This is a genomic window from Streptomyces sp. NPDC102279, from assembly GCF_044766365.1.
Taxonomy (GTDB): Bacteria; Actinomycetota; Actinomycetes; order Streptomycetales; family Streptomycetaceae; genus Streptomyces.
Genome location: NZ_JBIWLU010000001.1, coordinates 248,160 through 272,322, shown reverse-complemented (window position 1 = coordinate 272,322; position 24,163 = coordinate 248,160). Strand labels below are relative to the sequence as shown.

The following is a 24,163-nucleotide window of genomic DNA, read 5'->3' as shown; positions in this document are numbered from 1 at the left end:
GATCAGGGCGTCAGCACGACCCTGCCGAACACCGTGCCCGCGTCCATTTCGCGGTGGGCCGGCACCGCCTGGTCCAGCGGCAGGACCTTGTGCACGACCGTGCGCAGGTCACCGCGTACGGCAGCGGCGAACTGGGACGATCGCACGGCCTGTCGCTCGGAGCCGGGCACGGTGTCGGAGCTGAAGGTGGCGAACGACAGCGACCTGCGGAAGGCGTCCATCAATCGCCTGCCGAAGTCCGCGGGCGGCTGCCCGCCGACCACGCCGACAGCGACGTACCGACCGTTGGCGTTCAACCTGTCGATGAAGAGGGGGAGTTGGGCACCGCCGACGACGTCGATCACCACATCGAAGCCCGACAGGGCGTCGTGGCCGCCCTCGCCTGAGCGGTCGAGGACGTGGGTCGCGCCCAGGGCCCGCAGACGGGCGCCACGTTCCGCCGACGAGGTGGTGACCGCCACCGCGCCCGCGCCACCCCTGGCGGCAAGCTGGACCGCGGTGATCCCGATACTGCCCGCCGCGCCACGAACGAGCACCGTCTCGCCGGGCGCGAGGCGAGCGCGGTCCAAGGCGAAGTGGGCGACCACGCCGGACCCGCCGAGAGTCACCGCGTCGGCGCCGGACAGGCCCTCCGGCAGCGGAAGGACGTCCTCGACCGAGGCGACGGCCTGCTCGGCGTACCCGCCGGACAGTCCGGTGAACGCCCACACCCGCTGCCCCATCCAGGAGGCGTCCACGCCGTCTCCCACCGCGGTGACGCGTCCGGCCACCTCGCTGCCGAGGAGATGGCCCTCCTGGAAGCCGTAGGCGGCGAGCGTGCCGCGGCGGATCACGGCGTCCACACCGCCCACCCCGATGGCCTCCGTGGTGATCCGCACCTCACCCGGGGCAGGCACAGGAACGGGCAGATCGACGACCTCCATACCCTCAGGGTCTCCGAACTTCCTGATCACGACGGCCTTCATCTCTGCTCCTCAAGTCGGTGAACGGTCGGGTCGTAGTCGCCTGCGACCGCGGGGGCGAGTCCGGCCCACCACCCGAGGCGTCACCCACAAGGTGCTCAGGCGGAGGCCCGACCGCCATCGGACCGTAACGGACGCCCCCGTCCGCTTGGCTAAAGTGAGAGACCATGACCGACCGTTTGCCTCACGCCACGCGCTCCGACGCCCGCGACAACCGGGCCCGCATCCTCGAGGCCGCCCGAGCGGTGTTCGGCGAGGAGGGCCTCGATACGCCCCTGCGCGAGGTCGCCCGGCGGGCAGGCGTCGGCCCCGCCACGTTGTACCGGCACTTCCCGACCAAACAGGCACTGATCGAGGGCGCCTTCACCGAGCAGCGGGGAGCCTGTCACGCAGCGGTCCGCGACGCTTTGGCGGACCCGGACCCGTGGCACGGATTCCGGACCCTCATTGAGCGAATCTGCGAACTCCACGCGCACAGCCGGGGATTCGCCGACGCCTTCATGGCGTCCTTCCCCGAAGCCATGGACTTCACCGCCGACCGGGAGCGGACCCTGCGCGCGGTTGCCGAACTGTCCCGCCGGGCCCAGAAGGCCGGCCGGCTCCGCCCCGGCTTCGTCGTCGACGACCTGGTCCTCATGCTCATGGCCCACCGCGGCCTTCAAGACGCGCCGCGCGCCGCCCGGCACGCGGCCTCCCGACGCTTCGCCGCCTACGTGATCGACGCGTTCCGCGCGGCACCGGAGACGGGAGCGCGGACGCCGCTGCCGCCGGCACCACACCTGTAGCTCAGGGGCGAGGTCAGAGGTCATGATCCGCCGGCTCTGAGCGCCTCACGCATGACCGACGAAGGACCAGGGCGTCCCTCGCGTGCCCCCGTCGCTCAGTGGTCCGTCATGGGATAGGAGACGAAGGCGAATCGCCGGCCGTCGGGGGCCCAACTGTTGACGTTGAGGGTGCCCTGGCCCCCGAAGAGCGGGAAGGTGCGAAGGGGCCTCTCCCACGCATCGGTCGCGACGAGGCGCACGTCGACGTGGACGTTCTCAGGGTGGCCGAGAGTGCCGGGTGGGAAGGCCACGTACGTGGCGAAGCGGCCGTCGGGAGACAGATGCGGGAACCAGTCCACGGTGTCGGACGCGACCATGCGCTCCAACGGTCCGCCCGCCGCGGGAAGGCGGGCGAGCTGCGCATGCCCGGGGACCGACGCGAACGCCTCGGTGTTGAGGTGGATCCACGCACCGTCGGGGGAGTACTCGGGACCGTCGACATGACCGGCGCCCGTGTCCACGAGCCGGCTCGGGCCCCCCTCCGCCGGCATGAGCGCGAGTTGCCCGGGGGCACCTGCCGTGTGGCGCGGGATGGCCACGTAGGCCAGCGTGTCACCGTCCGGGCTGACTCCGTGCAGGAAGTGCAGCAGTCCGTCGTCGCCGGTGAGACGCGTTCCGGTGCCGCCGCCCAGCGGGGCGCGGTAGAGGTGGCCGTCCATGCCCGACAGGAAGACGTGTGTGCCGTCGGGAGACAGAACGTGGTCGTTGTTGATCGGCGGGACGCCGTGGAGGGGGACTTCCACGAGTTCGGGGGACTTCTCCGCCAGGTCGAGCCGCCACAGCCTTCCGTCGCCGTTGAGCACCAGATGGGTGCTGTCAGCGGACCAGTTGGGAGCCTCCAGCAGGAGATCGGAGGTCTCGTAGGCCAGTTCGGGAGTGGGGGAGTCGGCGGTGGCGATCCATACGCAGGTGCGCTGCCCACTGAGCAGCTCCCGGGGGCGCATTCCGGTGTCCTCCTCAACAGCCGTCCGGGCAAGGGCGTTCGTGGCTGCGGTGGGCCGAGTGTCGGCCATGGTGGTTCCCGTCCTCTCGTCGCTGCCCGGGCGGTCGTACGCGGTGACCTGATGCCGTCGCCGGCATCGGGATCGTGCGGGCCGCTGCGTTGCCGGCGTTCCCGTCCGAACGAAGACCGGTGTGCGACCCGAGGATGGTCGGCTTCGGCCGTCGACGGTGTCAAGGTGCGCCGAGGGCGAGGCGCCGGAATGGTCTTGACCAGGGCGGCCCGTGCCGTTTACGTTCGCGCCCTGGTCATACGAACATGACCATGCCATCGGGGTGGGTAGGCCATCCAGCAGGGGGATCCATGCACTACTACACTGACGTCCTCAAGAAGTACGCGTCGTTCCAGGGGCGGGCCAGACGGAGCGAGTACTGGATGTTCGCTCTCTTCAACGTCGTCATCGCGTTGGTTCTGATCGGTCTGGCGGCGGCCACGAAGTCGACGGTCTTCTACGTCCTCTACGTCGCGTACATCCTCGCGGTGGTCCTCCCGTCGCTGGGCGTCCTCGTCCGTCGGCTGCACGACACGGGTCGCTCGGGCGCCTGGTTCTTCATCAGCTTCGTGCCGTTCGTCGGCGGGCTCGTGCTGTTCATCTTCACCGTCCTGGAAGGCAATCCGGGTCCGAACGAGTACGGCCCCAACCCGAAGGGTGTCGACGCGTACCCCGGCGCCGCGGCGCCGTACGCGGGCTGAGGCGCCTCGGCCACATGCCGGGTGACCGGCGGGGGGTACAGCGCGGTCGCGCAGGTGGGTGATCGGCGCGACTGGTGGGGTACGACAATTGCCGGGTGTCCTCCGGTCACGGACGGACACCTCTCTCAGATCAGCCGGGGGTTCCCGGCGCTATGCGAAGGACAGCAGTATGGCCAGCGGCACCGTGAAGTGGTTCAACGCCGAAAAGGGCTTCGGCTTCATCGAGCAGGACGGCGGCGGACCGGACGTCTTCGCCCACTACTCCAACATCTCGGGTGACGGATACCGGGAGTTGAACGAGGGTGAGCACGTCACCTTCGACGTCACCCAGGGCCAGAAGGGCCCCCAGGCGGAGAACATCGTCCGCGGCTGACGACCACGACAACTCACGGGACGGCCCGGGCTCCGTGAGCCCAGGCGCGTATTCCTGTCACGTTGCGAGAGCAGGGGCCCGGCGTGACGCCGGACCCCTGCGTTGGTCCGCCGATCGCCCTGGTCTTCCGGGATGGAGCGAAGTGCACAGCCTCGAAACCTCTGACCGGCTCCCGCCGTGCTCCCGGTGCGGCGGGGAACTTCTCGTGAGCTGCATCGCGCCGAGGAACGACGCTGCCGGTCGGCCGATCCACCTTCAGTTGTGCAGCCCGTGCGACGGTGAGAAGCCGGCGGCCGGCGCCCTCCTGTTCTGGTTCGCCTCGGGGGGTGGGCATGACATGGGGCGTGGCGAGGAGGGCGCGCGGTGTCTGCGGGAGTGGACGAAAGAGGCGATGGCCGAGCACGGCTGGCACTGGCAGGGAATCGATCCGGACACGGCCACCCTTGCCTCGGACCTGGACCACGACGAAGCGGCCGCCCGCGACCTCAAGAATCCAGGCACCGCCAACGGGCGCCCCGACCTCAACCCGCCGCGGCAGCAACGCGACACTCCGCGAGGCGAGTTGCCACAGGCCGAACCCGAGCAGCGCGAGCAGCACTAGCCCCGCATTCCTAAGCTGGGCGAAGACGTCCCATGCCCCCACGAAGGACGTCATCGCCGAAGCCCTGCCCACTGCCACGATGCCATCCCGCCCAACTGGCGCGGCCTGCTGCCGGAAACGGCCTGACCTCGGCTCGGGGTGGTCAGTCCAGGTCGGACATGTCCAGCACGAAGCGGTACCGCACGTCGTTGTGGTCCAGGCGTTCAAGGGCTGTGTTCACCTGGGACGACGGCAGCAGTTCGATGTCGGCGGTGATGTTGTGCTGGGCACAGAAGCGCAGCATGGCGGCGGTTGACGGGCGACCTCCGCTGCCGGCGGAGCTGAGCTTCTTGCGGCCGATGAGCAGGTCCGTGGCGTTGACCGTGACCGGGCCGAGGTGGCCCAGGTGGCTGAGTGTGCCGTCCATGGCGACCGTGCGCAGATAGGAAGTCAGGTCGTGCGGGGCGGAGATGGTGTCGATGACGACGTCGAATCGGTCTCGGACAGCTTCCATCTGATCGGCGTCGGTCGAGACGACGAATCCGGCTGCGCCGAGGCTGCGTGCTTCGGCCGCCTTGTCCGGTGTGCGGCTGATGACGGACGTCGTCGCACCGAGCGCGGCGGCCAGTTTGACGGCGAGGTGTCCCAGACCGCCGAGTCCGGCCACAGCGACGGTGCTGCCAGGGCCCACCCCCAGGGCCTGCAGGGGTTCCCAGACGGTGATGCCGGCACAGAGCAGGGGGGCCGCTCCGGCCGGGTCGAGGCCCGAGGGCAGGTGGTGGGCGAACCTTTCACGGACGACGTATTCACGGGAGTAGCCGCCCAGGGTGGTCGCACCGTCCCGGCGATCCCTTCCGCCGTAGGTGAGCGTCGGGAATTCGCGGCAGAAGTTCTCCTGATCGGCCCGACACATGGGGCACGTCCCGCACGAGTCGACGATGTTGCCGACGGCCACGAGGTCGCCAGGGGCGAAGTCGGTGACCGCGTCGCCGACCTCGCTCACCGTGCCCGTGAACTCGTGCCCCGGCACGAGGATCCCGTCCCCGTCGTTCTTGTGTGCGCGCAGGGCGTGCAGGTCGCTGTGGCAGACACCGCAGTAGTCCACGCGGACAGCGACGTCGTCCGGACGCAGGTCTCGGCGCTGAAGGCTCGTGCGGCGCAGGGCGTCGGTCGAAGGATCCGCCTGCCAGCCGGTTGTGGTGCGCATATCTCTCCTCAGACAAACCGTTCGGTCTATTTGAGCCTAGGTGCGCTGTCCCTGTTATGCAAACAAACCAGTCTGTCTGTTACGGTGGGATCATGCCTGACCAGCCATCCAGCGCCCGTGGGGCCGCGACGCACCAGCGGATCATCGATGCCGCCACACAAGAATTCGCCCAGTACGGCGTCGCCGGGGCCCGCATCGAGCGCATCATCGCCGCCGCCCGGACGAACAAGGCGCAGTTGTACGGCTACTTCGGCAACAAGGAACAACTCTTCGACGCGATCTTCTTCGCGTCGCTGGAGCGCATCACCAACGTCGTCCCCATCGACGTCGAGGACCTGGCCGACTGGGCCGTGCGCCTTTACGACGAGTATCTCGCCCGCCCCGATCTCATCCGCCTCGCCACCTGGGCCCGTCTGGAGCGGCGCCCTACGGGGCATCTCGTAGCGGAGCACGAGCAGTACGACGATCGCAAGCTCCACGCCATCGCCGAGGCCCAGGCCGCCGGTCGCATCAGACAGGGTGACCCCTTCGACGTGATGGCCATGGTCATCGCCATGTCCATGGCCTGGTCGCCGGTGAGCAACGTTTACGCCGCCACCGCGACGGAACCCCCGGAAGTGCACGACCAGAGGCGCGACCTGTTGCGAGACTGCGTTCGTCGCGCGGTCGCTCCGGCACGGACGGCGTCTGCCTCGTGAGGTGAGTGGCAGGCTCTGGATGCTTTTGTGCCGCACCCCCAGCGCCGACGTCAGGTTGCGAACCAGCAACAGGTGCAAGGCCGTTCGAGGACCGGTTCTATATTGGCCCGGGAGATGTCGGTGCGTTCAGGGGGACGGGCTCGTGCGGCGATCACGTGGTGGGTGTCGAGCGGCCGTGGCCGCGTCACTCTGTGCCGGAATCCTGTTCCTTCTCAGCGCGTGCGGAACCCGGGTGTACGGGCAGGGAGGCGAGAACCCGTCTTCGCAGCCGACGGTTGAACCGATCCCCTGGACCACGATGCAACCCTCGGCGGTCACCGGGGTCCGTCTCGGCAAGGACCGCCGAACGCTGTTCCTCGACACGCAGGTGCCCAGCGGAGCCCGGGCGTGCGTTCGCAAGCTCAAGGCCGTGCTCACCGACCCGGCAACCGACCTCGTGCGGATTCAGGTCACCTTCACCTCGCCGTCGGGGGACCGGGCTTCCGGATGCACCAAGGAGAGCCCGTCCACGGCACAGGTCATGCTGCCCGAGCCGCTGGGCGACCGGGACGTGATCGTCGACAACTACACGCACTTCACCGCCGATGGAGCCGAGCCGCCCGCATTGCGGTTGTGCGGGAACCTGGGCTGCACACCGGCCGCCACCGGCTGCACAGCCGCCTCGTACGACCAGGCGTTGATGGCGGTCGGCGCACCCCGGCACACCTACCGGAACTCGGAGCAGTGCGACGGGAAGTGGCTTGTGCTGGACTTCTCCTGGCGTACGGGCCCGGCCTGCGGAGACTCGACGGACCCGGCCTGCACGTCGCGGCTGGGTGACCGCTGGTTCTTCCGCGCGAAGAAGTCCGGCTGGGAGCCGATCATCCGTACCTCGGCCGGAGGCTGCGGGGATGTGCAGCGCAAGGAGCCTGCCTTCCCGCCCCCACTGTGCGAGTCGCTGGCGCCGCTGCCTTCCTCGCTGCACCCGACCTACCCGCCGCCGTCTCCTTCCGCTTCGCCCGACAGTTCCGGGTGATCAGGCAGGCGTGACCGTCGCAGGAGACCCTTGGAAGGGTGCTCGTGCACCGCACTGCCTCCATTGCGTCGCGTAGCCGGCCGCAGGCTACTGGCGGTCTGCGCGACGCCCACCTGCGGACGGGGCAGGCACCGGACTTGCAAGGGCGGGTGTGCAGACGACCGTCACGGCACAGGGCGAACCACTCCCGTTCGCGCGGCGCCATGCACTGGGTGCCCGGCAGCGGGATGGCACTGCTCTGATCCGCCGGGGCATATTTCGCGTGCCCCGCACGGACTCCGCGTCTTACGATCACCGCGTACGGCTCGGGGAGGGGCGGGAATGTACGACGACGTCGAGGACACGGCGGCGGCCGCAGTGCGGCTCGCCGGACGGGCGCGGCTCGGGAGCACGCTAGTTGTCACTGATTCCGGTGACTGGCTTGGTGTCGTCCGCGAGACGGTCCTCGCCCTGCTCCCCTGTGCGACGGACCTGCCCGGCGACTGGCTCCTGTAGCGCACAAGCTCCGAGCGTCCTCGGCATGTCCGCCTCGGCGCCTTCCGGCTGCTCGAGGCGCGGGGCGGCATCATGGCGCTCCGGGCCGCCGTCGCTCTGTTGGAGGACCCGGACGCGAAGCTGCGTTTCTGGGCCGGGCAATCCGTGCAGCACTGGAAGCCGACGTCGCACGCAGGACGCGGCGACGCGGAAGTGGCAGACCTGCTCGACCGAAGCCGACACCTCTTCAGCGACCATGTGCTGCGCCTGCGCAAGTGGGAGGCCGGGGTTGGCAGCTAGGCCGTGTACCGCGAGTAGATCTTGAGCATAGGAGGGTTGGCATGTCGCTGAGCCGCATAGTCCTTTCGTCCCGTCGTACGGTCGAGCTTGCCGAACTGCGGATGTCTTCGACCTACGGCGGGCTGCTGGAGGGCTACCCGTGCAAGCTCATCAACGACAGGAAGGTCAGGGGCCTCCAGCGGGAGGCCGAGCAGACCTTTTCCTTCGCGCCGGTCCATCTCGTCACGCCCTTGCGCGAGTACCCGGAGCGGACCGGCGGCGCCTTCGGCCCTGTTGAGGTGCTGCCTTCCGTCGTGTGCACCGGCGTCTTCCGCTCGACCGCGGTCGCTCCCGAGCTCGATCCGGTGCTGCACCGTTCCGCCCTCATCGTGGTCTGGTTCCAGCATGTCCCGGACGTCCCGTCAGGCGAGGACGCCGATCCTGCGCTGCGTGGCATCCGCTGGGAGGAGCTGGCCGAGGACTTCGAGCTCTAGCGACGGGAGAGCCGGCTGCCCCGGCGAACCGGCGACCAGGGCATCTATGCGGAATCGAGACCCCACTCGCCGCGACTTCCAGGCCGACCCGTGCTGTTCTATGGGGCAGAGTTCACGGCCGCTCGCACGGTGGCCGTGAGCCATGGTCACGTGGGGCGGGCCCGTGGCCTCCTCGGTGGAGACAAGGATGGGACATGCCCGGTCTCGGACGTACGTCGGTGATGGCGCTGGCCGGCGGGATCATGTTGCTGACGGGGTGCCAGGGCTCGACGGGCAGTACTTCCGCAGGCCCGGCGGACTCCTCCCCGGACGCCTCCGCGACAGCGGCCGCGCGGGCGGACGGCTCGGCCCCGGCCACGTCACCCTCGTCGAGTTCCGCAGGCACGCCCACGCCGTCACATGTCTCCGCCGCCCCTGCCCGGGCCGAGGAAACCGCTCCCTCCGGGACCAGTCACGCTCCCTCGGCGGTCCCCGGCTGCCGCAACCTGACCGCGACCGCCGAGGTGAAGGCCACCGTGACCCGGGCCTACCGCCGAAGAGTCCACTTCGCACACATCGAGCCGGTGCCGCACGGCTTCTTCTACGGCCAGTGCGGCACCGTCCGATACGCGGCCACCCGCTTCCAGCCCGTCGACGGTGCGACGTACCAGGAACTCGTGGGCATGCAGGACGAAGGCAGCGCGACCAAGTACCTCCGGAACTCCGGCGACGGCTGGGCCTATGTCGCGAGCGACGGCTTCCCCGCCGGACCGCACGGCTGCGGAGACATCCCAGCGATTCCCGACACCCTGGCCGGCGCCTGGAAGGACTGCTCGGTCGCGCCCTGAGCAGGTCGTACGCGGCCTGCCGCAGAGGACGTTCTCCGCGCGGGCTGAGCCCGATGGCCCCGCCGGTTCGTTCGTCTTCGTGTGCGTCCGGCGTCGCCCGATGAAGCGTCAGGGTGTCGAGCATGGCCGCCCTCGACGTGATGGTCAGCAGAACTCGGTGGGCCGGGTCATCCACGTGAGGTCATCTGCCGTGCGGGTCGGCCCAGCCTTCTGCTGATCACCGTTCCCCCCGTTCACTGCGGTGGGCGTGCTCCGGCTGGTCCACACGCTGCCGAGGTCGTCGACAGGCCGAAGAAAGGGCGTTCCGCGGCGAGTGTGTGTCGCCGTTGGGACATGTCCCACCTGTGCCAGTGGATTCTCGTGACACCCGGCTCGCGATCACCGGATTCTGTCAACTGGGTGAACAAAAGCCCGTGTTCGATGAAAGGCACGAGACTGATGAGACGGATCCGCCTGATGGCGGCAATATCGGCGGGCCTGGCGCTGACGGCCGGGGCGGTGGCACCGGTGTCCGCCGGCACGGACGCCGCCCGAACCGCCAAGGTGTCGCCCCGGTCCACCGCGGGTGCGACGGTACGGCTGATCACCGGTGACAGCGTGACGGTCGGGTCGTCGGCAGAGGGGAAGCAGGTCGCTTCCGTTGAGCCTGGCCCGGGACGGCGACACATCCTCTTCCGGACCTTCGAACACGACGGGCACTTGACGGTCCTCCCCTCGGACGCCGGAGACCTGGTCGCGTCGGGCCGGCTCGACCGCAACCTCTTCGACGTGACGGCCCTTGTCGCCCAGCACTACGACGCGGCTCACACCCGTACCCTTCCGGTCATCGTGAGCCGGCCCGACGGCGTCGAGGCCTCGGCCGTGCGCCGGCTCACCGCGTTCGCCGCTGACGGGTCGCCTGTCCGGCGACTCGAAAGCATCGGCGCCAGCGCGGTGCGGGTACCGGCCGGCGATCTCAGCACCTTCTGGAAGGACGTCACCGGCGGCGCCGACGGCCGGATGAGCGCCTCGGAACTCAGGACCACCCCGCGGGTGTCGCTCGACGGCCGGGTGGCCGCCGTGCTCGACCGCAGCACGGCTCAGATCGGGGCACCGGCCGTGTGGGAGGCCGGGTATCACGGCGAAGGTGTCAAGGTCGCTGTGCTGGACACCGGGGTGGACCAGACCCACCCGGACCTCGCCGGCAGGATCGCGGAGGCACAGGACTTCTCCGGCAGCGCGGGTACGAACGACGTCTTCGGCCACGGCACCCATGTGGCGTCGATTGTCGGCGGGACCGGTGCCGCATCGGGTGGAACACGCAAGGGCGTGGCGCCCGCGGCGCAGTTGCTGGTCGGCAAGGTCCTCGGGGACGACGGGTTCGGCAGCGAGTCGCAGGTCATCGCCGGCATGGAGTGGGCCACGGCGCACGGCGCCAAGGTGGTCAACATGAGCCTCGGCTCGGACGAGGCCACCGACGGCACGGACCCGATGAGCCTGGCGGTGAACGAACTCAGCGAGCGCACCGGCGCTCTGTTCGTGGTGGCCGCGGGCAACAGCGGCGAGCAGGGCCAAGGCAGCATCGGCTCTCCCGGCGCGGCGGACGCCGCCCTGACCGTCGGAGCGGTGGACCGGGACGACTCCCTCGCACCGTTCTCCAGTCGCGGCCCCCGCGTGGGCGACGGCGCCGTCAAGCCGGATGTGACGGCGCCCGGCGTCGGCATCGTCGCGGCCCGGGCGGCGGGCACGAGCATGGGTGACCCCGTGGACGCGAACTACGTTGCAGCCTCCGGTACGTCGATGGCCACTCCCCATGTGACCGGCGCCGCCGCGCTGCTCGCCCAGCGGCATCCCGACTGGACGGGGTCCCGGCTCAAGGACGCCCTGACGAGTACGGCGCTCACCGTGTCAGGACAAGAAGTCACTGAGCAGGGCGGCGGTCGCATCGATCTTCCGGCAGCCGTGCTGGGCTCGGTGACTGCCACCGGTGGTGTCACGCTGGGTTCCTTCGAGACCGGCTCCGGCGACGCCCGTACGGTCCCCCTCCGTTACACGAACAGCTCCGACACCGAGGTCACTCTTGCGCTGGCCCTGCGGTTGGCGACCCAGGGTGGCACGGCCCCTGGGGAGGGAGCGGTGCGGCTCGGCTCCGACTCCGTGCGGGTTCCGGCCCACAGCACGGTCGAGGTTCCCCTCACCGCCGATCCGGCGAAGGCCCGCCAGGGCAAGTACTACGGCTACGTGACGGCGGCTTCCTCGGACGGGAAGGCCACCGCACACACCACGATCAGTCTGGTCGTGCACGGTCCGGTGCACCGGATCACCGTCAGGACGTACGACAAGGACGGCCGGCGCGTCCAGGCCCTGCCCACCATCTGGGGCGTTGACGGATTCGTCGGTTACACGGATCCCGACAACGCTGTCGCGGAAGTCGAGGAAGGCGTCTACCAACTCGACTACGCCGCCATCGACCAGGCGAGCGATGGCGACGAGCTGCGCCAGGTAGTCCTGCCCCAGGTCGAGGTGACCAAGGACAGGACCGTCACGCTGGACGCGCGGAAGACCACACCGGTCACCATCCGCACGCCCAAGCCGGCTGAACAGCGCGGCATCTTCAGCTACCAGACGTACCGCCGGCTCGACGGCCAGAGCCTGACCGCGGGCACCATGTACTTCGACGTCGCGAAACGGCTCTATGTGAGCCCCACCGACGCCGTCACGAAGGGAACGTTCGAGTTCTCCTCCCGATGGCAGCTCGTCGCGCCGCTCCTCACCATGAAGGTCCCCGGGACGAAGCTGGACCCGGACGCCTACTACATGCCCGCGTCGCCGCTGTTCGGTGACGGCGGAGCGACCCTGACCGCGGTCGACGCGGGCGACGCCGCCCACCCTTCGTTCACCCACGCCCGTGGCCGCCTGGCGCTGGTCACCAACAAGGACGGCGTCAACGAGAGCGAGTTGGCTCAGAAGGCCGCACACGCGGGTGTCCGTGCACTCATGCTGATCCACTTCAACGACATCGGCTGGACGCGCTGGTCACCGGTCGGCGATCGATGGGCCGTTCCGACCGTGCGCGTCGGAGCGAGCGCCGGGGCACAACTGACGGCACGGGCTCGCGCCCACCCGACGACGGTGAAATTCTCCGGCACAGCCGCGAGCCCCTACCTGTACGACGTCATGCAGGTCTCGAAGCAGCGTATTCCCCAGCACGTCGAGTACACCGTCTCCGAGCGGAACAGCGCTGTCGTCCGGACCACCTACGCCGACAACGGAGGAAACGGCTGGGCCAGTGAACAGCGCTTCGGCAGGCGTCCCTACCAGGACACGGCCTGGCTCCAGTACACCCGCTTCGTGCCGACAGGGTTCGAACGGACCGAGTACATCAGCGCGGACGACACCAGCTGGCAGCATCTCGTCCACCACACCACGACGTTCGACGTCGACATGCCGCTCGCCGTCGGTCTTCGGGACGCGCCGCGCACCTACAAGGCCGGTACCCACGCGCAGGAGGCCTGGCAGGGAGCGGTCGTCCGGCCTTCGATCCCGGCCCACTTCGGGACCCCCACCGTGCGTGACGGCGATCAACTTCGGCTGCGTATACCGGAGTTCACCGATTCCGGCGAGGGACACTGGTCACGCCTGCTGGAGTCCGGTGACGGAGGCGTCGGAACTTCCGCCGCCACACCGGCCGGAGACAGCGCTTCCGCCCAGCTCTACCGGGACGGCGTGAAGTTCGGGGAGATCGGCGGCGCCTGGGCCGACGTCGAGGTACCGGCGGGCCCGGCGACGTACCGGCTGGATCTGTCGACGGCGCGCTCCTCGGACGACTGGAAGTACGGCACGGCCACCACGACCTCCTGGTCGTTCCGTTCGGGCCGGACGGCGGAGGCCACGCCCCTCTCGTTGCTTCAGCTCGACTACGACGTACCGGTGGACGCGCACAACACCGTCCGCTCCGCGCCGACGACCACGATCGGGGTGAAGATCCGCGCGCAGGACGGGCTACGGGTCCCGCACGGCGTGGACGTCCACGTCGAGACCTCGTACGACGACGGCCGCACCTGGTCGCGAGCGAAGGTACGGGGCCGTGGCGGCAACTCCTTTGACGCGCAGGTCGGGCGTCCGTCATCTGTTCGCGGCAAGGGGTACGTGACACTGCGGGTCACCGCCACGGCCGACGACGGAACAAGTGTGCGGCAGACGGTACAGCGCGCCTATTCAATGCGCGGCTGACGGATGCCGGGTGGGGCGGGTGACGGCAAGTGACGTCACCCGCCCCACCGAATCAACCCCTCTCCCGTAGTAAAGTGTTCAACTGTCGCAGCCGCTGGTGTCGGAGAGGGCGGCCGTGTCTCTGGAACCCGCCGGAATGTCACCGGCAGAAGAAGTCGTCTACCGCATGCTCGTGCTCTCAGGGCGCGTAAGTGCCGAAGACGTCGCCGCGCGGTCGGACCTCAGCCGGCCGGAAGCAGCCGAGATCCTTGACGCGCTCACCGCCGCTGGGCTGGCCAGCCACACGGACGGAACGCCCCGCCACTTCAGAGCCGCTCCGCCCGACGTTGCCCTGCTGCCCCGTCTGAAGCGGAGCGCCGAAGCACTGGATCTCGCTCGCAGTGAGGCGGCACAACTCGTCGAGACGTACCAGGAGACGCTGCGCCGGCACGACGCGAGCCAGCTCCTGGAGGTCATCACCGGGGCCGAAGCTCTGCGGCAGCAACTGCGGCAGATCCAGACCAGCGCGCAGGACGAGATGCTCTGGTTCTGCAAGGCCGAGTACGTTGCCATGCCCTCCGGCAGCAACGCCGAAGAGTTCGAGGCGCTCGCGCGCGGCGTCCGGTACCGCGTGCTCTACGAGAAGGCTTTCTTCGACGACGAGGGAGCCGTCGACAACGTGGTCGCAGGGGTGCGAGCCGGCGAGATCGCCCGGTCGGCCCCCCAACTGCCCCTGCGCCTGGCCATCGCGGACCGGTCGGTCGCCATCTTCCCGCTCGTGCCGGGAGGTCCCTCGGGGAGCCCGGGTGAGCCGACCACCGCACTGGTCCGGGACAGCAACCTGCTGAGCGCCTTGATCGCCCTGTTCGAGCGCTACTGGCAGGACGCGGTCCCTCTGCGCGTGGACGACAGCGGACTTGCGGTGGGCACCGACGACGGCGCGACCCCGTCCCCGCTGACCCCTGTCGACCGGAAGCTGTTGTCACTGTTGGTGGCGGGGGTGACCGACAAGGCGATCGCGTCGCAGCTCGGACTGAGCCGGCGTACCGTGCAGCGGCACATCCAACGCATGATGGAGCTCGCCGGCGCGGAGACGCGCATGCAACTCGCCTGGCAGGCCGCTCGGCGGGCCTGGCTGTGAGGACAGCGTGACCGCAGGAATCGGCCGGATCACCGGCGGACGTGTTCAGCCCGACCGACAGCGCGCAACAGCGAGTTCCACGACGGCCAGAGCTGCTGATTGGATGTGTTCGTGCCTGCATTCGCGACGACCCTGACCGTGTTCCTCGCTGGAGCGGTGATGGCGGCCCTTCATCTCAACAAGCAGCAACGCGACACCACGGCCCACCTCATCGACGGACGGCGGATCAAGGTCCTGTGCGTGGTGAAAGGGCCCCAGGCGTCCCGATGGACACGTGGGCACTTCGTCATCGAGTCCGGGAGATGGACGTGGGAGCCCGGTGCACGGCAGGAGCGACGGTTCATGCTGCCCTCGGACGTGCGGCCGGGACGCATGCGCCCTCCGGCCCAGGGGGAGGGGCGCCTCAATCACCGGTTCCTGGTCATGGAGTGCACTTCCGCGGAGGGCGATGTTCTCATCGCCGCCCTACATGGGCGGGTTGAGCACGTGCTCATGGCCCTGACTCGTGACTGACCAGGGAGAGTAGGGCGGGAAGCCCGGCGAGTTGTCCTGGCACAGTCCCTTCGCATGCTTGCCCGAAGTCGTGAGCGTGGTCGGCCGGACGTCCGTCCAGGCGCATGATCGGATCGGTTCGCAGCGGTCGGGTGCGGCCGGGGTGGTGCCGGGCAGGGTGGAAGTCGAAAGGAGGCCTCATGATCTCGGCACTCAACCGGCTCGTCGATCTCGTGGAGGAGCACCTCGCCGAAGAGTTCGACGTGCGAGGACTGGCCCGGGGGATCGGCACGACGGAATACCACCTGCGTCGCATGTTCTCGTCGTTGGCCGGCATGCCACTGTCGGAGTACGTGCGCCGACGCCGTATGACCGTCGCCGCCGCCGATGTGGTCCGAGGTGACGACGATCTGCTGAGTATCGCCGTCCGGCACGGATATGGCTCGACCGAGGCGTTCGGACGCGCGTTCCGTGCTGTCCACGGCGCCGGGCTCGGTGACGTGCGCCGCGATGGAGGCCCCTTGCGGACACAACCGAAGCTCAGGTTCCACCTGACCGTCGAAGGGAGCACCCCCATGGACACCCGCCTCGCCGACCGCCCCGCGTTCCGGCTGGTCGGACACGCCGCCCGGGTACCGCTCATCCACCAGGGCGTCAACCCGCACATCCAGCAGCACATCGCCGCACTGCCGCAAGAGGCACATGTCCGGCTGAAGGACCTCGGCAACGCCGAACCGGGGGGCCTCTTGCAAGTCAGTGACGACGTCGATCCCGACGCAACGGAGGGAACGGAACTGACGTACCTCCACGGGGTCGCCGTCTCCCGGGACACGCCGGCACCCGACGACCTCGACGCCATCGAGGTGCCGGCCGGCAAGTGGGCGGTGTTCAGCACCGCTGGACCGTTTCCGCAGGCGTTGCAGACAACCTGGGCCGCGACCGCGACCGAGTGGTTCCCCTCCAACCCGTGGCGTCTCCGGCCAGGTCCCTCGATCGTCGCGTTCCTGGAGCGAGCGGCCGACTTCGACACCGCGACCTGTGAGCTGTGGCTGCCCGTCGAACCGGCGTGACGGAACGAGGTCGGGGCGAGCCAAGTCACTCAGCAGCCCCCTCGGCCGACGTTCTCTGAGTCGGGCTGCACGATAGGTGCGCCCACAGCACCGTGCCTGCCCCAGGTCGGCCATGGCACGGGCCCCTGTCGGCCACCGCCCATCGATCGTGCTTGGGGGGCGGCGGCTGTCGTGTGGGTACTGTGCCGGGGCAAGCGGAGAGGCGGTAGGGCCGGGACGGGGAGAGCCGAATGGTCCGCATATGATGATGAGGATTTTCGATTCTCAAGGCACGTGATGTGTCCGTGCAGTGGGCCTCAGAAAGGTGCACCAGGCCATGCGGCGATCAGCGTCAGGCCCCGCGAGTGCCACCGGAGCAGCGGGCTCGGGGGTGCGACCCCCGACGCCGCGTACCGCGCGGGGACGGTGGTTGACCTGTGGCAGGGACGGTCGGCTGACGGTGTATGTGTTGGTCGAAGGCGGGCTCGCCCGGTGGACCGAGACGGCGGTCGGCGGCCCGTCCTGGAGTGGGCCGCACTTCGTGTCCGTACCGCACCTGACGCACGTGAGCGTGGCTCAGGGCGCCGACAGCTATGTGCACTTCTTCGGCCGTCGCGAACGGGTGGGCGCGGACGGCGTGGCCACGGTGGACGTGGTTCACGCGATCCAGTACCAGACCGGGCTCGCCTTCACCGACTGGCGCTCCCTGGGCAATCCGCACCGGGACGGTGACCAGGGCCGCAGGGTCGGCCCGCCGGCCGGTGTGGTCACCGGGGACGGCAGCGTCCATGTCTTCACGCGTGGCGCCCACGGCGGCCTCTTGCTGCGGCGGGAGGATTCCGCGGGCAAGTGGCGGGCCTGGGAGGATCTGCGCGGTGGCGGGCTGGACCCCTGGCCGGTTCCGGTGGCCCTGAGTGATGGCCGCATCGAAGTGGTGGCTGCTGCGGAGACGGGCGTGATGACCTGGGGACAGACTGCCCCGGGCGGCGATTTCGAGGGCCCGCGAGGGTTCTCTCTGCGCCCCGCACCCGGCACGGTCTCCGCGCTGGAGACCGGACCGGGGCGGGCGACGTTCTTCTGGACAAATGCCGACAGTTCTTCCGGGGAGGCCTGGCGGGCCGGGAGCTGGCCGCAGCCGCTCGGCGCGGTGGGACCGGAAGCCGGCTACGCCACGCTGCGCGCCCAGGTCGACGGCTACGACTGCGTGATGCTCGCGTTCCGGGATGCCACGGGCAGAGCCGTCGTCGGTCTGGGGACCACCGAGAACGAGTCCGGCGGATTCTGGTGGTACCCGCAGGAGCAGTGCCAGGGCACCCCCGCGCTGGCGCGGGACGGCCGCGGCCGGATCGCCGTCGCCCTGATCGGTGAGGACGGAACCCCCCGAGTGGCTCGCCAGAACGGGGCGGGGCTGAGCCTGTCGGCATGGCGGGAACTGTGACGGGGCGGCCGGACCAGGTCCGGCCGCCCCTTTCGGACGTTCGCCTTTGAGGTGTCGGCCGGGCGGCCAATCAGCCGCCTGTCGCGGGTGACTTCTTGGCCGAGGCGGGGATCGCGGAGTCCGTGCGAATCGCCTTCCACAACTGCGTGGCCTGCGGTTCGGCGGTCACCACCCGGTTGGGGTCGACCTTGTCGTACGCGACGGGGAGCATGATCGTCTCCATGTCCCCGGGATCCACGTCGCCCATGCTGCGGGCGAAGGTGGCGAGCTTGGTCAGCGATGCGAGATCCGAGTCGGTGGTCAGTGCCGACGTCAGGGTATTGGCGATCTTGTACGTCTTCGTGGGGCTGCCCAGCAGGTCCTGCTTCTTGATCTCCGAAAGCAGTGCGATCATGAATTTCTGCTGCAGACCGATACGCCCCAGGTCGCTTCCGTCGCCGACGCCATGACGCGTGCGGACGAACCTCAGGGCCTGGGTGCCGTTCAGCCGGTGTGTGCCGGCGGACATCTGCAACCCGCTCGACTTGTCGTGAATGTCCTGGTCGAGGGTGACGGTCACACCGCCCACCGCGTCGACCAGACCCTTGAATCCGGCGAAGTCGATCTCTACGTAGTGGTCCATCCGCACACCCGTCATGGCCTCGACGGTCTTGACCACGCAGGCCGAATCGACCTGCGAGTAGACGGAGTTGAACATCACGCGCCGGGCCGACGGAACAGTGGTGCCGTCCGCCTTGGTGCAGGCCGGGCGAGTGACCAGGGTGTCGCGCGGAATGCTGACCGCGGTGGCGCGGGTCCGTCCCTGGGGTATGTGCATCACGAGCGCGGTGTCGGACCGGGCGCCCGACACATGTCCGGTGTCGAGCGAGGCGTTCGCGCCGGCGCGCGAGTCGGATCCGAGCACCAGGATGTTCTGGCCCGACGTGGGGAGCCGCTCGGGGCGGTCGTCGCCGAGCTGCTTGTTCAGGTCCAAGCCGTCGATGTTGCCGTCGAGGTGCTGGTAGAACCAGTAGCCGGTGCCTGCCGCGCCGATGAGGAGTACCGCCAGGGTGATCAGGGTCGCGCGCAGCCGGCGTCGCTTGCCGGGCTTGTCGCGACGCCGTCGTCGCTGAGGGCTGGGGGCGGTTCTCCGGGCAGACCTGGGCTCTGCGGTGGCGCTGTGGGACATCAGGTCCGGTTCCTCTTCCTCAGGGGCTCCGCGATGCGGAGTGCCAGGGCCCGGGTGGGGGGAGACCGGTCCGTGCAGGCAGAACGATGACGAAGAGATGACTATAAGGGGGGTTGTTCGGCGCCCAACGTCCGGCGTGGGCAAAAGAACAGGCACATGCCTGTACGAGACATGGATTACACCTTAACTTCCCTTGACCACTCTTAAGGCTGACATAAGATGTGCACATCCTGTGACGGTCGTGAACGGGGAGTTCACCGGCGTCACAGGTGTGGCGACGCCAAGACCGCAGCGAAGCGTCTGTCGGGCGTACCCAGCAGGGGGATGGCACTGCCAGGTCCGTAGACATGGACGCTGGGGTGATGGGTCTTGGTAGGAGAGTGCGTTGACGGTTCAGCCCCGTCTGAGTGTTGTGGTGCCGTTCCAGGACGTCGAGATGTACCTCGGCGAATGTCTGGAGTCGATCGCACGCCAGTCGTTCCGGGACTTCGAGGTGATCCTTGTCGATGACGGGTCGACGGACGACTCGTCCCGCATCGCCGCCGAGTTCTGTGCGGCCGATCCGCGCTTCCGCGTGATCCGGCAAGAGGCTCAAGGTCCTGGTCACGCGCGAAACACCGCGCTGCGGGCCATGCACCCGAAGGGGGAGTTCCTCGCCTTCGTGGACGGCGACGACGTCATCCCCGAGTACGCCTACGAACTCATGGTGCGCACCCTGGAAGGCTCGGAGGCGGACTTCGTGTCCGGCAACGTGCAGATGATGAACTCCACCACCAAGTGGCAGTCACCGCTGCACAAGACGCCGATGCTGAAGTCCCGCCGCGGCACACACATCACGCGTTTCGAGGCGCTGATCTACGACCGTACGGTGTGGAACAAGCTGTTCCGCCGCTCGTTCTGGGACTACCACTTCATCGAGTTCCCCGAGGGAGTCCTCTACGAGGACTCCTGGGTCAACATGTTCGCCCACTTCCGGGCCGAGAAGGTCGACGTCCTCACCGACATCGTCTACTTCTGGCGCCGCCGGGACGGAGGCGCGGCACCTTCCATCACCCAACGGCACACGGAACTCTCGAACCTCCGCGACCGCGTCGCGGCGGTCCGGTCCGTCAGCCGTTTCCTCGCGGAGCGGCGCTCCAAGCTGTACGCGGAGAGCAAACGCAAGTACGACCTGGCCTGCCTGAAGTCCGACCTCATGCTGCATCTGAAGGTCCTGCCCGACGCGGACGAGGAGTATCAGGAGTCGTTCCTTCACTGGGCCAACGAGTTTCTCGACGAGGCCGACGACGACATCATCGAGGAGCTGCCCGCGGAGGCCCGCGTCAAGTGGCTCCTGGTGCGCAAGCGGCGTCTGGAAGAACTCCTCGACGTCATCAGGTTCGAACGCAAGGGTGGCCCCATCCCGGTGCAGCGCCGGTTCCGGCGCTATCTGAAGTACCCCTACCTCGGGGACAAGGAGGTAGGTCTCGACCGTAAGGCGTACCGCCTGGACGAAGAGTTCTCGCTGCACAGCGTGCTGTCCGGCGCCCGGTGGAACGGTGACCAGAATCAGCTGACGCTGACCGGCACCGCGTACGTGCGCTTCCTCAACGTGCACAAGAAACATATGTCCGTGAAGGCCATCGCGCTGCGCAACAAGAAGCAAGGGCGCACCCTCGTCGCCACCGCGAAGACCACGTACGCACCGCAGGCCACCGAACGGTCCAACCAGAATCGCTACTGCTACGACTGGGCCGGCTTCGAGACCCAGATCGACGTCACCCGGCTCAAGCGCAAGGGCGAATGGGCCGAGGGCACCTGGGACGTGGCCACCGGAGTGCTCAGCCGGGGCCTGTTCCGCTACCGCGGCGTCGACCGCGGCGGGTCCGACACCGCGGCCAACCCGCCCTACCGCTACGTGGACGCCAACACGCGCGTCCTCCCCCTGTTCCTGCAGGGCAAGCTCAAGCTGCGGGTGGAGATCGTGCGCTGCCGCATCACCGGTCACCGGCTGGTCGGCGACCAACTGGAACTGCGCGGTGTCTACCTCGGCCCCCAGACCCCCGAGTGGGGCAAGTTCCGTGTCACGTCGATGAGCGGGTCCGGGCAGCACGACGCACGGGTCAACTTCACGCCGGGCGGCGACGGATGGTGCACCTTCACCACACGACTGCCCCTGCGCACCCTGGTGCCGGGCTTCCGCGCCCTGGGCCAGGACGGCGGAGACATTCCGCAGTCCTGGAACATGGGGAGCAACGGCTGGAAGACCACCCTGCACGTCGAGGGCCGCAAGATGACCATTTATCCGGTCATGGCGCAGGACGTACCTGACGGCAGCTACCGGATCCCGGCGGCGCTGCAGACGTCCGAAGGTGACCGCGAGGTGGTCGTACACCGCAACGGCTCCGGCTACCTGGTGCTCTTCGAGCGCGCGAGCCTCCCTGTGGCGAAACGTTACTTCTGGCGTGAGAACGGAGCGCTCGAGGTCATCGCGCAGTACTTCGCGGCGGATCGGCTGAGCCCCGAGGAGTACCGCGCCACCCACATCGTGGTCCGCTCCCGCGCCCAGGGTGCGGAGCGAGAGCTTCCGATCGAGTGGCACGGCAACAGGTTTCGCTTCGTGCTGACCCCGGCCGCGATGCGCACGCTCGCCGGCGACATCCCGCTGGCCGCGGGCCGATGGGACTTCTTCCTGCGCCGCCAGGACCTGTCGTCCATCAGTCGTGAAGACCGGCTGGAAGACCTGATGGTGAAGATCGATCAGGATCTGATCGCCGCGTTCCCCGAAGAGCACACGGAGAACGAGCGGCGCTACGAAATCCAGGCCGAGGCCTGGGACCGACTCTCCCTGCTGGTGCACTCCGCCATGCCCGACAACGCACGCGGGCCCTACCGGCAGAAGCTGCTGCGCACGAAGGCGTACCAGTCCGCCCGGCAGGCTCCGCTGCGGCCGGCGATCCTCTTCGACGCGTTCAAGGGGACCCAGTACTCCGACAGCCCCCGCGCCCTGCACGAGGAACTCGTCCGCCGGCGCGTGGATCTGGAGCACTTCTGGGTCGTGCGCGACGACCAGGTGCAGGTGCCGCCCACGGCGACCGCCGTGCGCATGTGGTCCCCCGAGTGGTACGAGGCCATGGCGACCTGCTCCTACGTCGTGGCCAACAACCACCTGCCCGACTGGTTCCAGAAGCGCGAGGGTCAGGTCGTCGTGCAGACCTGGCACGGCACTCCGCTGAAGAAGATCGGCCACGACATCGAGGCGATCCACTTCGCCGACCAGCGTTACCTGGAGCGGGTGGAGAAGGAGGTGCAGAACTGGGACATACTCGTGTCACCCAACAGCTTCTCCACCCCCATCCTCAAGCGCGCTTTCGGCTTCCCCGGCGAGATGGTCGAGTGCGGCTACCCGCGCAACGACATCCTGCGCCGCACCGGAACCGAGCGCCGCGAGCAGGAAATCCGCCGACGTATCGGCCTCCCCCCGGGCAAGCGGGTCGTGATGTACGCCCCGACCTGGCGCGACGACCAGTTCTACGCACCCGGCAAGTACAAGCTGGACTTCCGCATCGACCTGGCCGACGCTCGCGCCCGCCTCGGCGCCGACCACGTCCTGCTCGTACGCCGACACCCGAACGTCGTGGATCCGGTACCCGGCGCCGGCGACGGCTTCGTCTTCGACGTCTCCGACTACCCGGACATGGCCGACCTCTCGCTGATCACCGACGTCATGATCACCGACTACTCGTCCCTCATGTTCGACTACGTCAACACCGGACGACCGATCCTCTTCTTCACCTACGACCTCGAGCACTACCGCGACACCCTGCGCGGGTTCTATTTCGACTTCGCGGCCAGCGCTCCCGGCCCGCTGGTCGACACCTCGCAGGAACTGATCTCGGCGATCTGCGACATCGACCGGGTTCAGGCGTCCTACGCAGAGCGCTACCGATGGTTCCAGAACCAGTTCTGCGACCTGGACGACGGATTCGCCGCTGCCCGACTCGCCGACCGCATGCTCGTCATGGGCGGCGATCTGGCCCGCGCCGACGCCCGGGCCCCCAGAGCCGGCACCGTCTTCTCCCCCCGGGCGGCCCGTCCGCTCACTCTCCTGTCGCGCCCCGCGGAATCCCGGCCGGACCAGCGACTCGCAGGTCTCCCCACCCAGCGCACGACGGAGCGCACCGCCGACCGCACCCAAGGCACTCAACCGCCCACGTCCTCCCCGTCGCGCCCGGCCCCGCCGAAGGGGACCGCGCACGACGACAAGATCCACGAGGGCGTGGTGGTGTGAGAGCGGCGACCGGATCAGTCCGTACGCACCGTCAGCAACAGCGCGTAGTGGTCCGAGACGTGGGTGTCACGGACCGAGCACCGGACCCTGGGCAGACCCGTGAAGAGATAGTCCAGCTTGTGCCCGCTGACGTGCGTCGGCCGGCCGGAACGCCCGTCGGCCGACGCCTGGTCGCACTCGCGGTGGCCGGAGTACGAGAGCGATGGCCACACGCCGACCGGAGATCCCTGGTCCGGCGGATCCACATTCAGGTCACCGCCGTAGACGACGCGATCGTCAGGCGCCGCGGCGGCCAGGGCCCGCAACTGGTCGTCCCTCAGCTCCCATTGAGGGTGAGCCCGATCGTCACCCGGGCGGCTGAGATGGGCGTTGCAGACCGTGAGAGCGTGATCGGCGACCACGGCGCACAGGATGCCGCGGCGCAGTCCGAGCGTGGGCTGCTGGGATGCCACGAGGCGGGCAGCGGCGAGCCGCGTCGCCGACAGGACGGCGAACCCGGCCGGCTCCTTGCCGCCGGTGACACAGGGCACCGTGCTGGTGTGCCCGGACGCGCCACGCCATGTGTAGGGGCGGAAGGCCGAGCTCCAGGAATCGCCCAGTCGGTCACGCACGGCGGCCACGTCCGAGGCGCAGGCCTCCTGCAGGAAGATCACGCGGGCTCCGCCACCTGTGGCGAGGTGCGCGGCCGCGTCGCGTTTGGCCGTGCGGCTTCCGGTACCCGCGCACTTCCACCGGGCGACGCCACACATGTTCCAGGTGGCCACGGTCAGGCCGCGCGTGGCGGCATGCGAGGTGGTGGTCCCGGCCGTCTGCGGCCACGTGGTGATGACGGCGCCTGCCAGCAGGAGGGATGCCAGGACGGTCACCGCCGGCCAGAGGCGCCTGCGGCGGTGCCGCATGAGGCGCTCCAGCGTGGCAGTCATCCGGACATCGTGCCGTATCGAGGTGACAGGGCACCAATCCGCAACCGCGTCGGACCTTCTGCCCC

21 protein-coding genes are annotated in these 24,163 nt (G+C 68.9%); 16 read left to right on the top strand and 5 right to left on the bottom strand.

The genetic code is table 11. From position 1 onward, the window contains the following. Positions 1 to 2 precede the first annotated feature (2 nt). Positions 3 to 965: a zinc-dependent alcohol dehydrogenase family protein gene (locus tag ACIRQH_RS01110; protein WP_404223471.1), complete on the bottom strand. Its 963-nt coding sequence runs from the start codon at positions 963 to 965 to the stop codon at positions 3 to 5. Positions 966 to 1,129: 164 nt separating this feature from the next. Here ACIRQH_RS01110 and ACIRQH_RS01105 point away from each other — a divergent pair, with 164 nt between their 5' ends. Beyond that, positions 1,130 to 1,747 carry a TetR/AcrR family transcriptional regulator gene (locus ACIRQH_RS01105; RefSeq protein WP_404223469.1) on the top strand — a complete coding sequence of 206 codons (618 nt, stop codon included), beginning with the start codon at positions 1,130 to 1,132 and terminating at the stop codon, positions 1,745 to 1,747. A 95-nt stretch (positions 1,748 to 1,842) separates the two neighbouring features. Here the strand turns inward: ACIRQH_RS01105 and ACIRQH_RS01100 are convergent, their stop codons facing one another. Next, positions 1,843 to 2,799 (bottom strand): TolB family protein, encoded by a 957-nt coding sequence (locus ACIRQH_RS01100; RefSeq protein WP_388879854.1) that lies wholly within the window; start codon positions 2,797 to 2,799, stop codon positions 1,843 to 1,845. Positions 2,800 to 3,089: 290 nt separating this feature from the next. Between ACIRQH_RS01100 and ACIRQH_RS01095 the strand changes: the two genes are divergently transcribed. The 3 genes from ACIRQH_RS01095 (at position 3,090) to ACIRQH_RS01085 (ending at position 4,453) form a co-directional block, all read left to right on the top strand. Next, positions 3,090 to 3,479, top strand: a complete 390-nt coding sequence (locus tag ACIRQH_RS01095) for a DUF805 domain-containing protein (protein ID WP_388879851.1) — start codon at positions 3,090 to 3,092, stop codon at positions 3,477 to 3,479. Positions 3,480 to 3,648: 169 nt separating this feature from the next. Beyond that, positions 3,649 to 3,852, top strand: a complete 204-nt coding sequence (locus ACIRQH_RS01090; protein ID WP_404223466.1) for a cold-shock protein — start codon at positions 3,649 to 3,651, stop codon at positions 3,850 to 3,852. Then, the gene (locus ACIRQH_RS01085) at positions 3,782 to 4,453 is read left to right on the top strand and encodes a DUF6300 family protein (RefSeq protein WP_404223464.1); all 672 of its coding nucleotides are present in this window, start codon (positions 3,782 to 3,784) and stop codon (positions 4,451 to 4,453) included. The genes ACIRQH_RS01090 and ACIRQH_RS01085 overlap by 71 nt, the downstream gene beginning before the upstream one ends. 142 nt (positions 4,454 to 4,595) lie before the next feature. Here ACIRQH_RS01085 and ACIRQH_RS01080 read toward each other — a convergent pair whose 3' ends face one another. After that, positions 4,596 to 5,639, bottom strand: coding sequence for an NAD(P)-dependent alcohol dehydrogenase (locus ACIRQH_RS01080; RefSeq protein ID WP_404223462.1), 1,044 nt, complete (start codon positions 5,637 to 5,639; stop codon positions 4,596 to 4,598). A gap of 92 nt (positions 5,640 to 5,731) precedes the next feature. Between ACIRQH_RS01080 and ACIRQH_RS01075 the strand changes: the two genes are divergently transcribed. The 11 genes from ACIRQH_RS01075 to ACIRQH_RS01025 all read left to right on the top strand — a co-directional run bounded on the left by ACIRQH_RS01075 (position 5,732) and on the right by ACIRQH_RS01025 (position 17,737). Continuing rightward, positions 5,732 to 6,337, top strand: a complete 606-nt coding sequence (locus ACIRQH_RS01075) for a TetR family transcriptional regulator (RefSeq protein WP_358816412.1) — start codon at positions 5,732 to 5,734, stop codon at positions 6,335 to 6,337. A 298-nt stretch (positions 6,338 to 6,635) separates the two neighbouring features. Then, on the top strand, positions 6,636 to 7,352 hold the full coding sequence (locus tag ACIRQH_RS01070) for a hypothetical protein (protein ID WP_404223460.1): 717 nt from the start codon (positions 6,636 to 6,638) through the stop codon (positions 7,350 to 7,352). 321 nt (positions 7,353 to 7,673) lie between these two features. Next, positions 7,674 to 7,847, top strand: a complete 174-nt coding sequence (locus ACIRQH_RS01065) for a hypothetical protein (protein WP_404223458.1) — start codon at positions 7,674 to 7,676, stop codon at positions 7,845 to 7,847. Positions 7,848 to 7,919: 72 nt separating this feature from the next. Next, positions 7,920 to 8,126: a hypothetical protein gene (locus tag ACIRQH_RS01060; protein ID WP_404223456.1), complete on the top strand. Its 207-nt coding sequence runs from the start codon at positions 7,920 to 7,922 to the stop codon at positions 8,124 to 8,126. A 41-nt stretch (positions 8,127 to 8,167) separates the two neighbouring features. Continuing rightward, positions 8,168 to 8,599, top strand: a complete 432-nt coding sequence (locus ACIRQH_RS01055; protein WP_388934533.1) for a hypothetical protein — start codon at positions 8,168 to 8,170, stop codon at positions 8,597 to 8,599. Between the two features lie 194 nt (positions 8,600 to 8,793). After that, positions 8,794 to 9,426 carry a hypothetical protein gene (locus tag ACIRQH_RS01050; protein WP_404223454.1) on the top strand — a complete coding sequence of 211 codons (633 nt, stop codon included), beginning with the start codon at positions 8,794 to 8,796 and terminating at the stop codon, positions 9,424 to 9,426. Between the two features lie 438 nt (positions 9,427 to 9,864). Further along, positions 9,865 to 13,638 carry a S8 family peptidase gene (locus ACIRQH_RS01045; protein WP_404223452.1) on the top strand — a complete coding sequence of 1,258 codons (3,774 nt, stop codon included), beginning with the start codon at positions 9,865 to 9,867 and terminating at the stop codon, positions 13,636 to 13,638. A gap of 115 nt (positions 13,639 to 13,753) precedes the next feature. After that, entirely contained in the window at positions 13,754 to 14,758 is a 1,005-nt protein-coding gene (locus tag ACIRQH_RS01040) for a helix-turn-helix domain-containing protein (protein WP_358816406.1), read from the top strand. Positions 14,759 to 14,869: 111 nt separating this feature from the next. Further along, entirely contained in the window at positions 14,870 to 15,271 is a 402-nt protein-coding gene (locus ACIRQH_RS01035; protein WP_404223450.1) for a hypothetical protein, read from the top strand. Between the two features lie 179 nt (positions 15,272 to 15,450). Beyond that, positions 15,451 to 16,320 (top strand): GyrI-like domain-containing protein, encoded by an 870-nt coding sequence (locus ACIRQH_RS01030; protein WP_404223448.1) that lies wholly within the window; start codon positions 15,451 to 15,453, stop codon positions 16,318 to 16,320. A 445-nt stretch (positions 16,321 to 16,765) separates the two neighbouring features. Continuing rightward, positions 16,766 to 17,737, top strand: a complete 972-nt coding sequence (locus tag ACIRQH_RS01025; RefSeq protein ID WP_404223447.1) for a hypothetical protein — start codon at positions 16,766 to 16,768, stop codon at positions 17,735 to 17,737. 70 nt (positions 17,738 to 17,807) lie between these two features. Here the strand turns inward: ACIRQH_RS01025 and ACIRQH_RS01020 are convergent, their stop codons facing one another. Further along, positions 17,808 to 18,905, bottom strand: coding sequence for an LCP family protein (locus ACIRQH_RS01020; protein ID WP_388879821.1), 1,098 nt, complete (start codon positions 18,903 to 18,905; stop codon positions 17,808 to 17,810). A gap of 385 nt (positions 18,906 to 19,290) precedes the next feature. On the opposite strand from ACIRQH_RS01020, the gene ACIRQH_RS01015 reads away from it, so the two are divergent. Beyond that, on the top strand, positions 19,291 to 23,175 hold the full coding sequence (locus tag ACIRQH_RS01015) for a CDP-glycerol glycerophosphotransferase family protein (protein ID WP_404223446.1): 3,885 nt from the start codon (positions 19,291 to 19,293) through the stop codon (positions 23,173 to 23,175). 14 nt (positions 23,176 to 23,189) lie between these two features. On the opposite strand, the gene ACIRQH_RS01010 is transcribed toward ACIRQH_RS01015, so the two are convergent. Continuing rightward, the gene (locus ACIRQH_RS01010; protein WP_404223444.1) at positions 23,190 to 24,098 is read right to left on the bottom strand and encodes an endonuclease/exonuclease/phosphatase family protein; all 909 of its coding nucleotides are present in this window, start codon (positions 24,096 to 24,098) and stop codon (positions 23,190 to 23,192) included. Positions 24,099 to 24,163 lie beyond the last annotated feature (65 nt).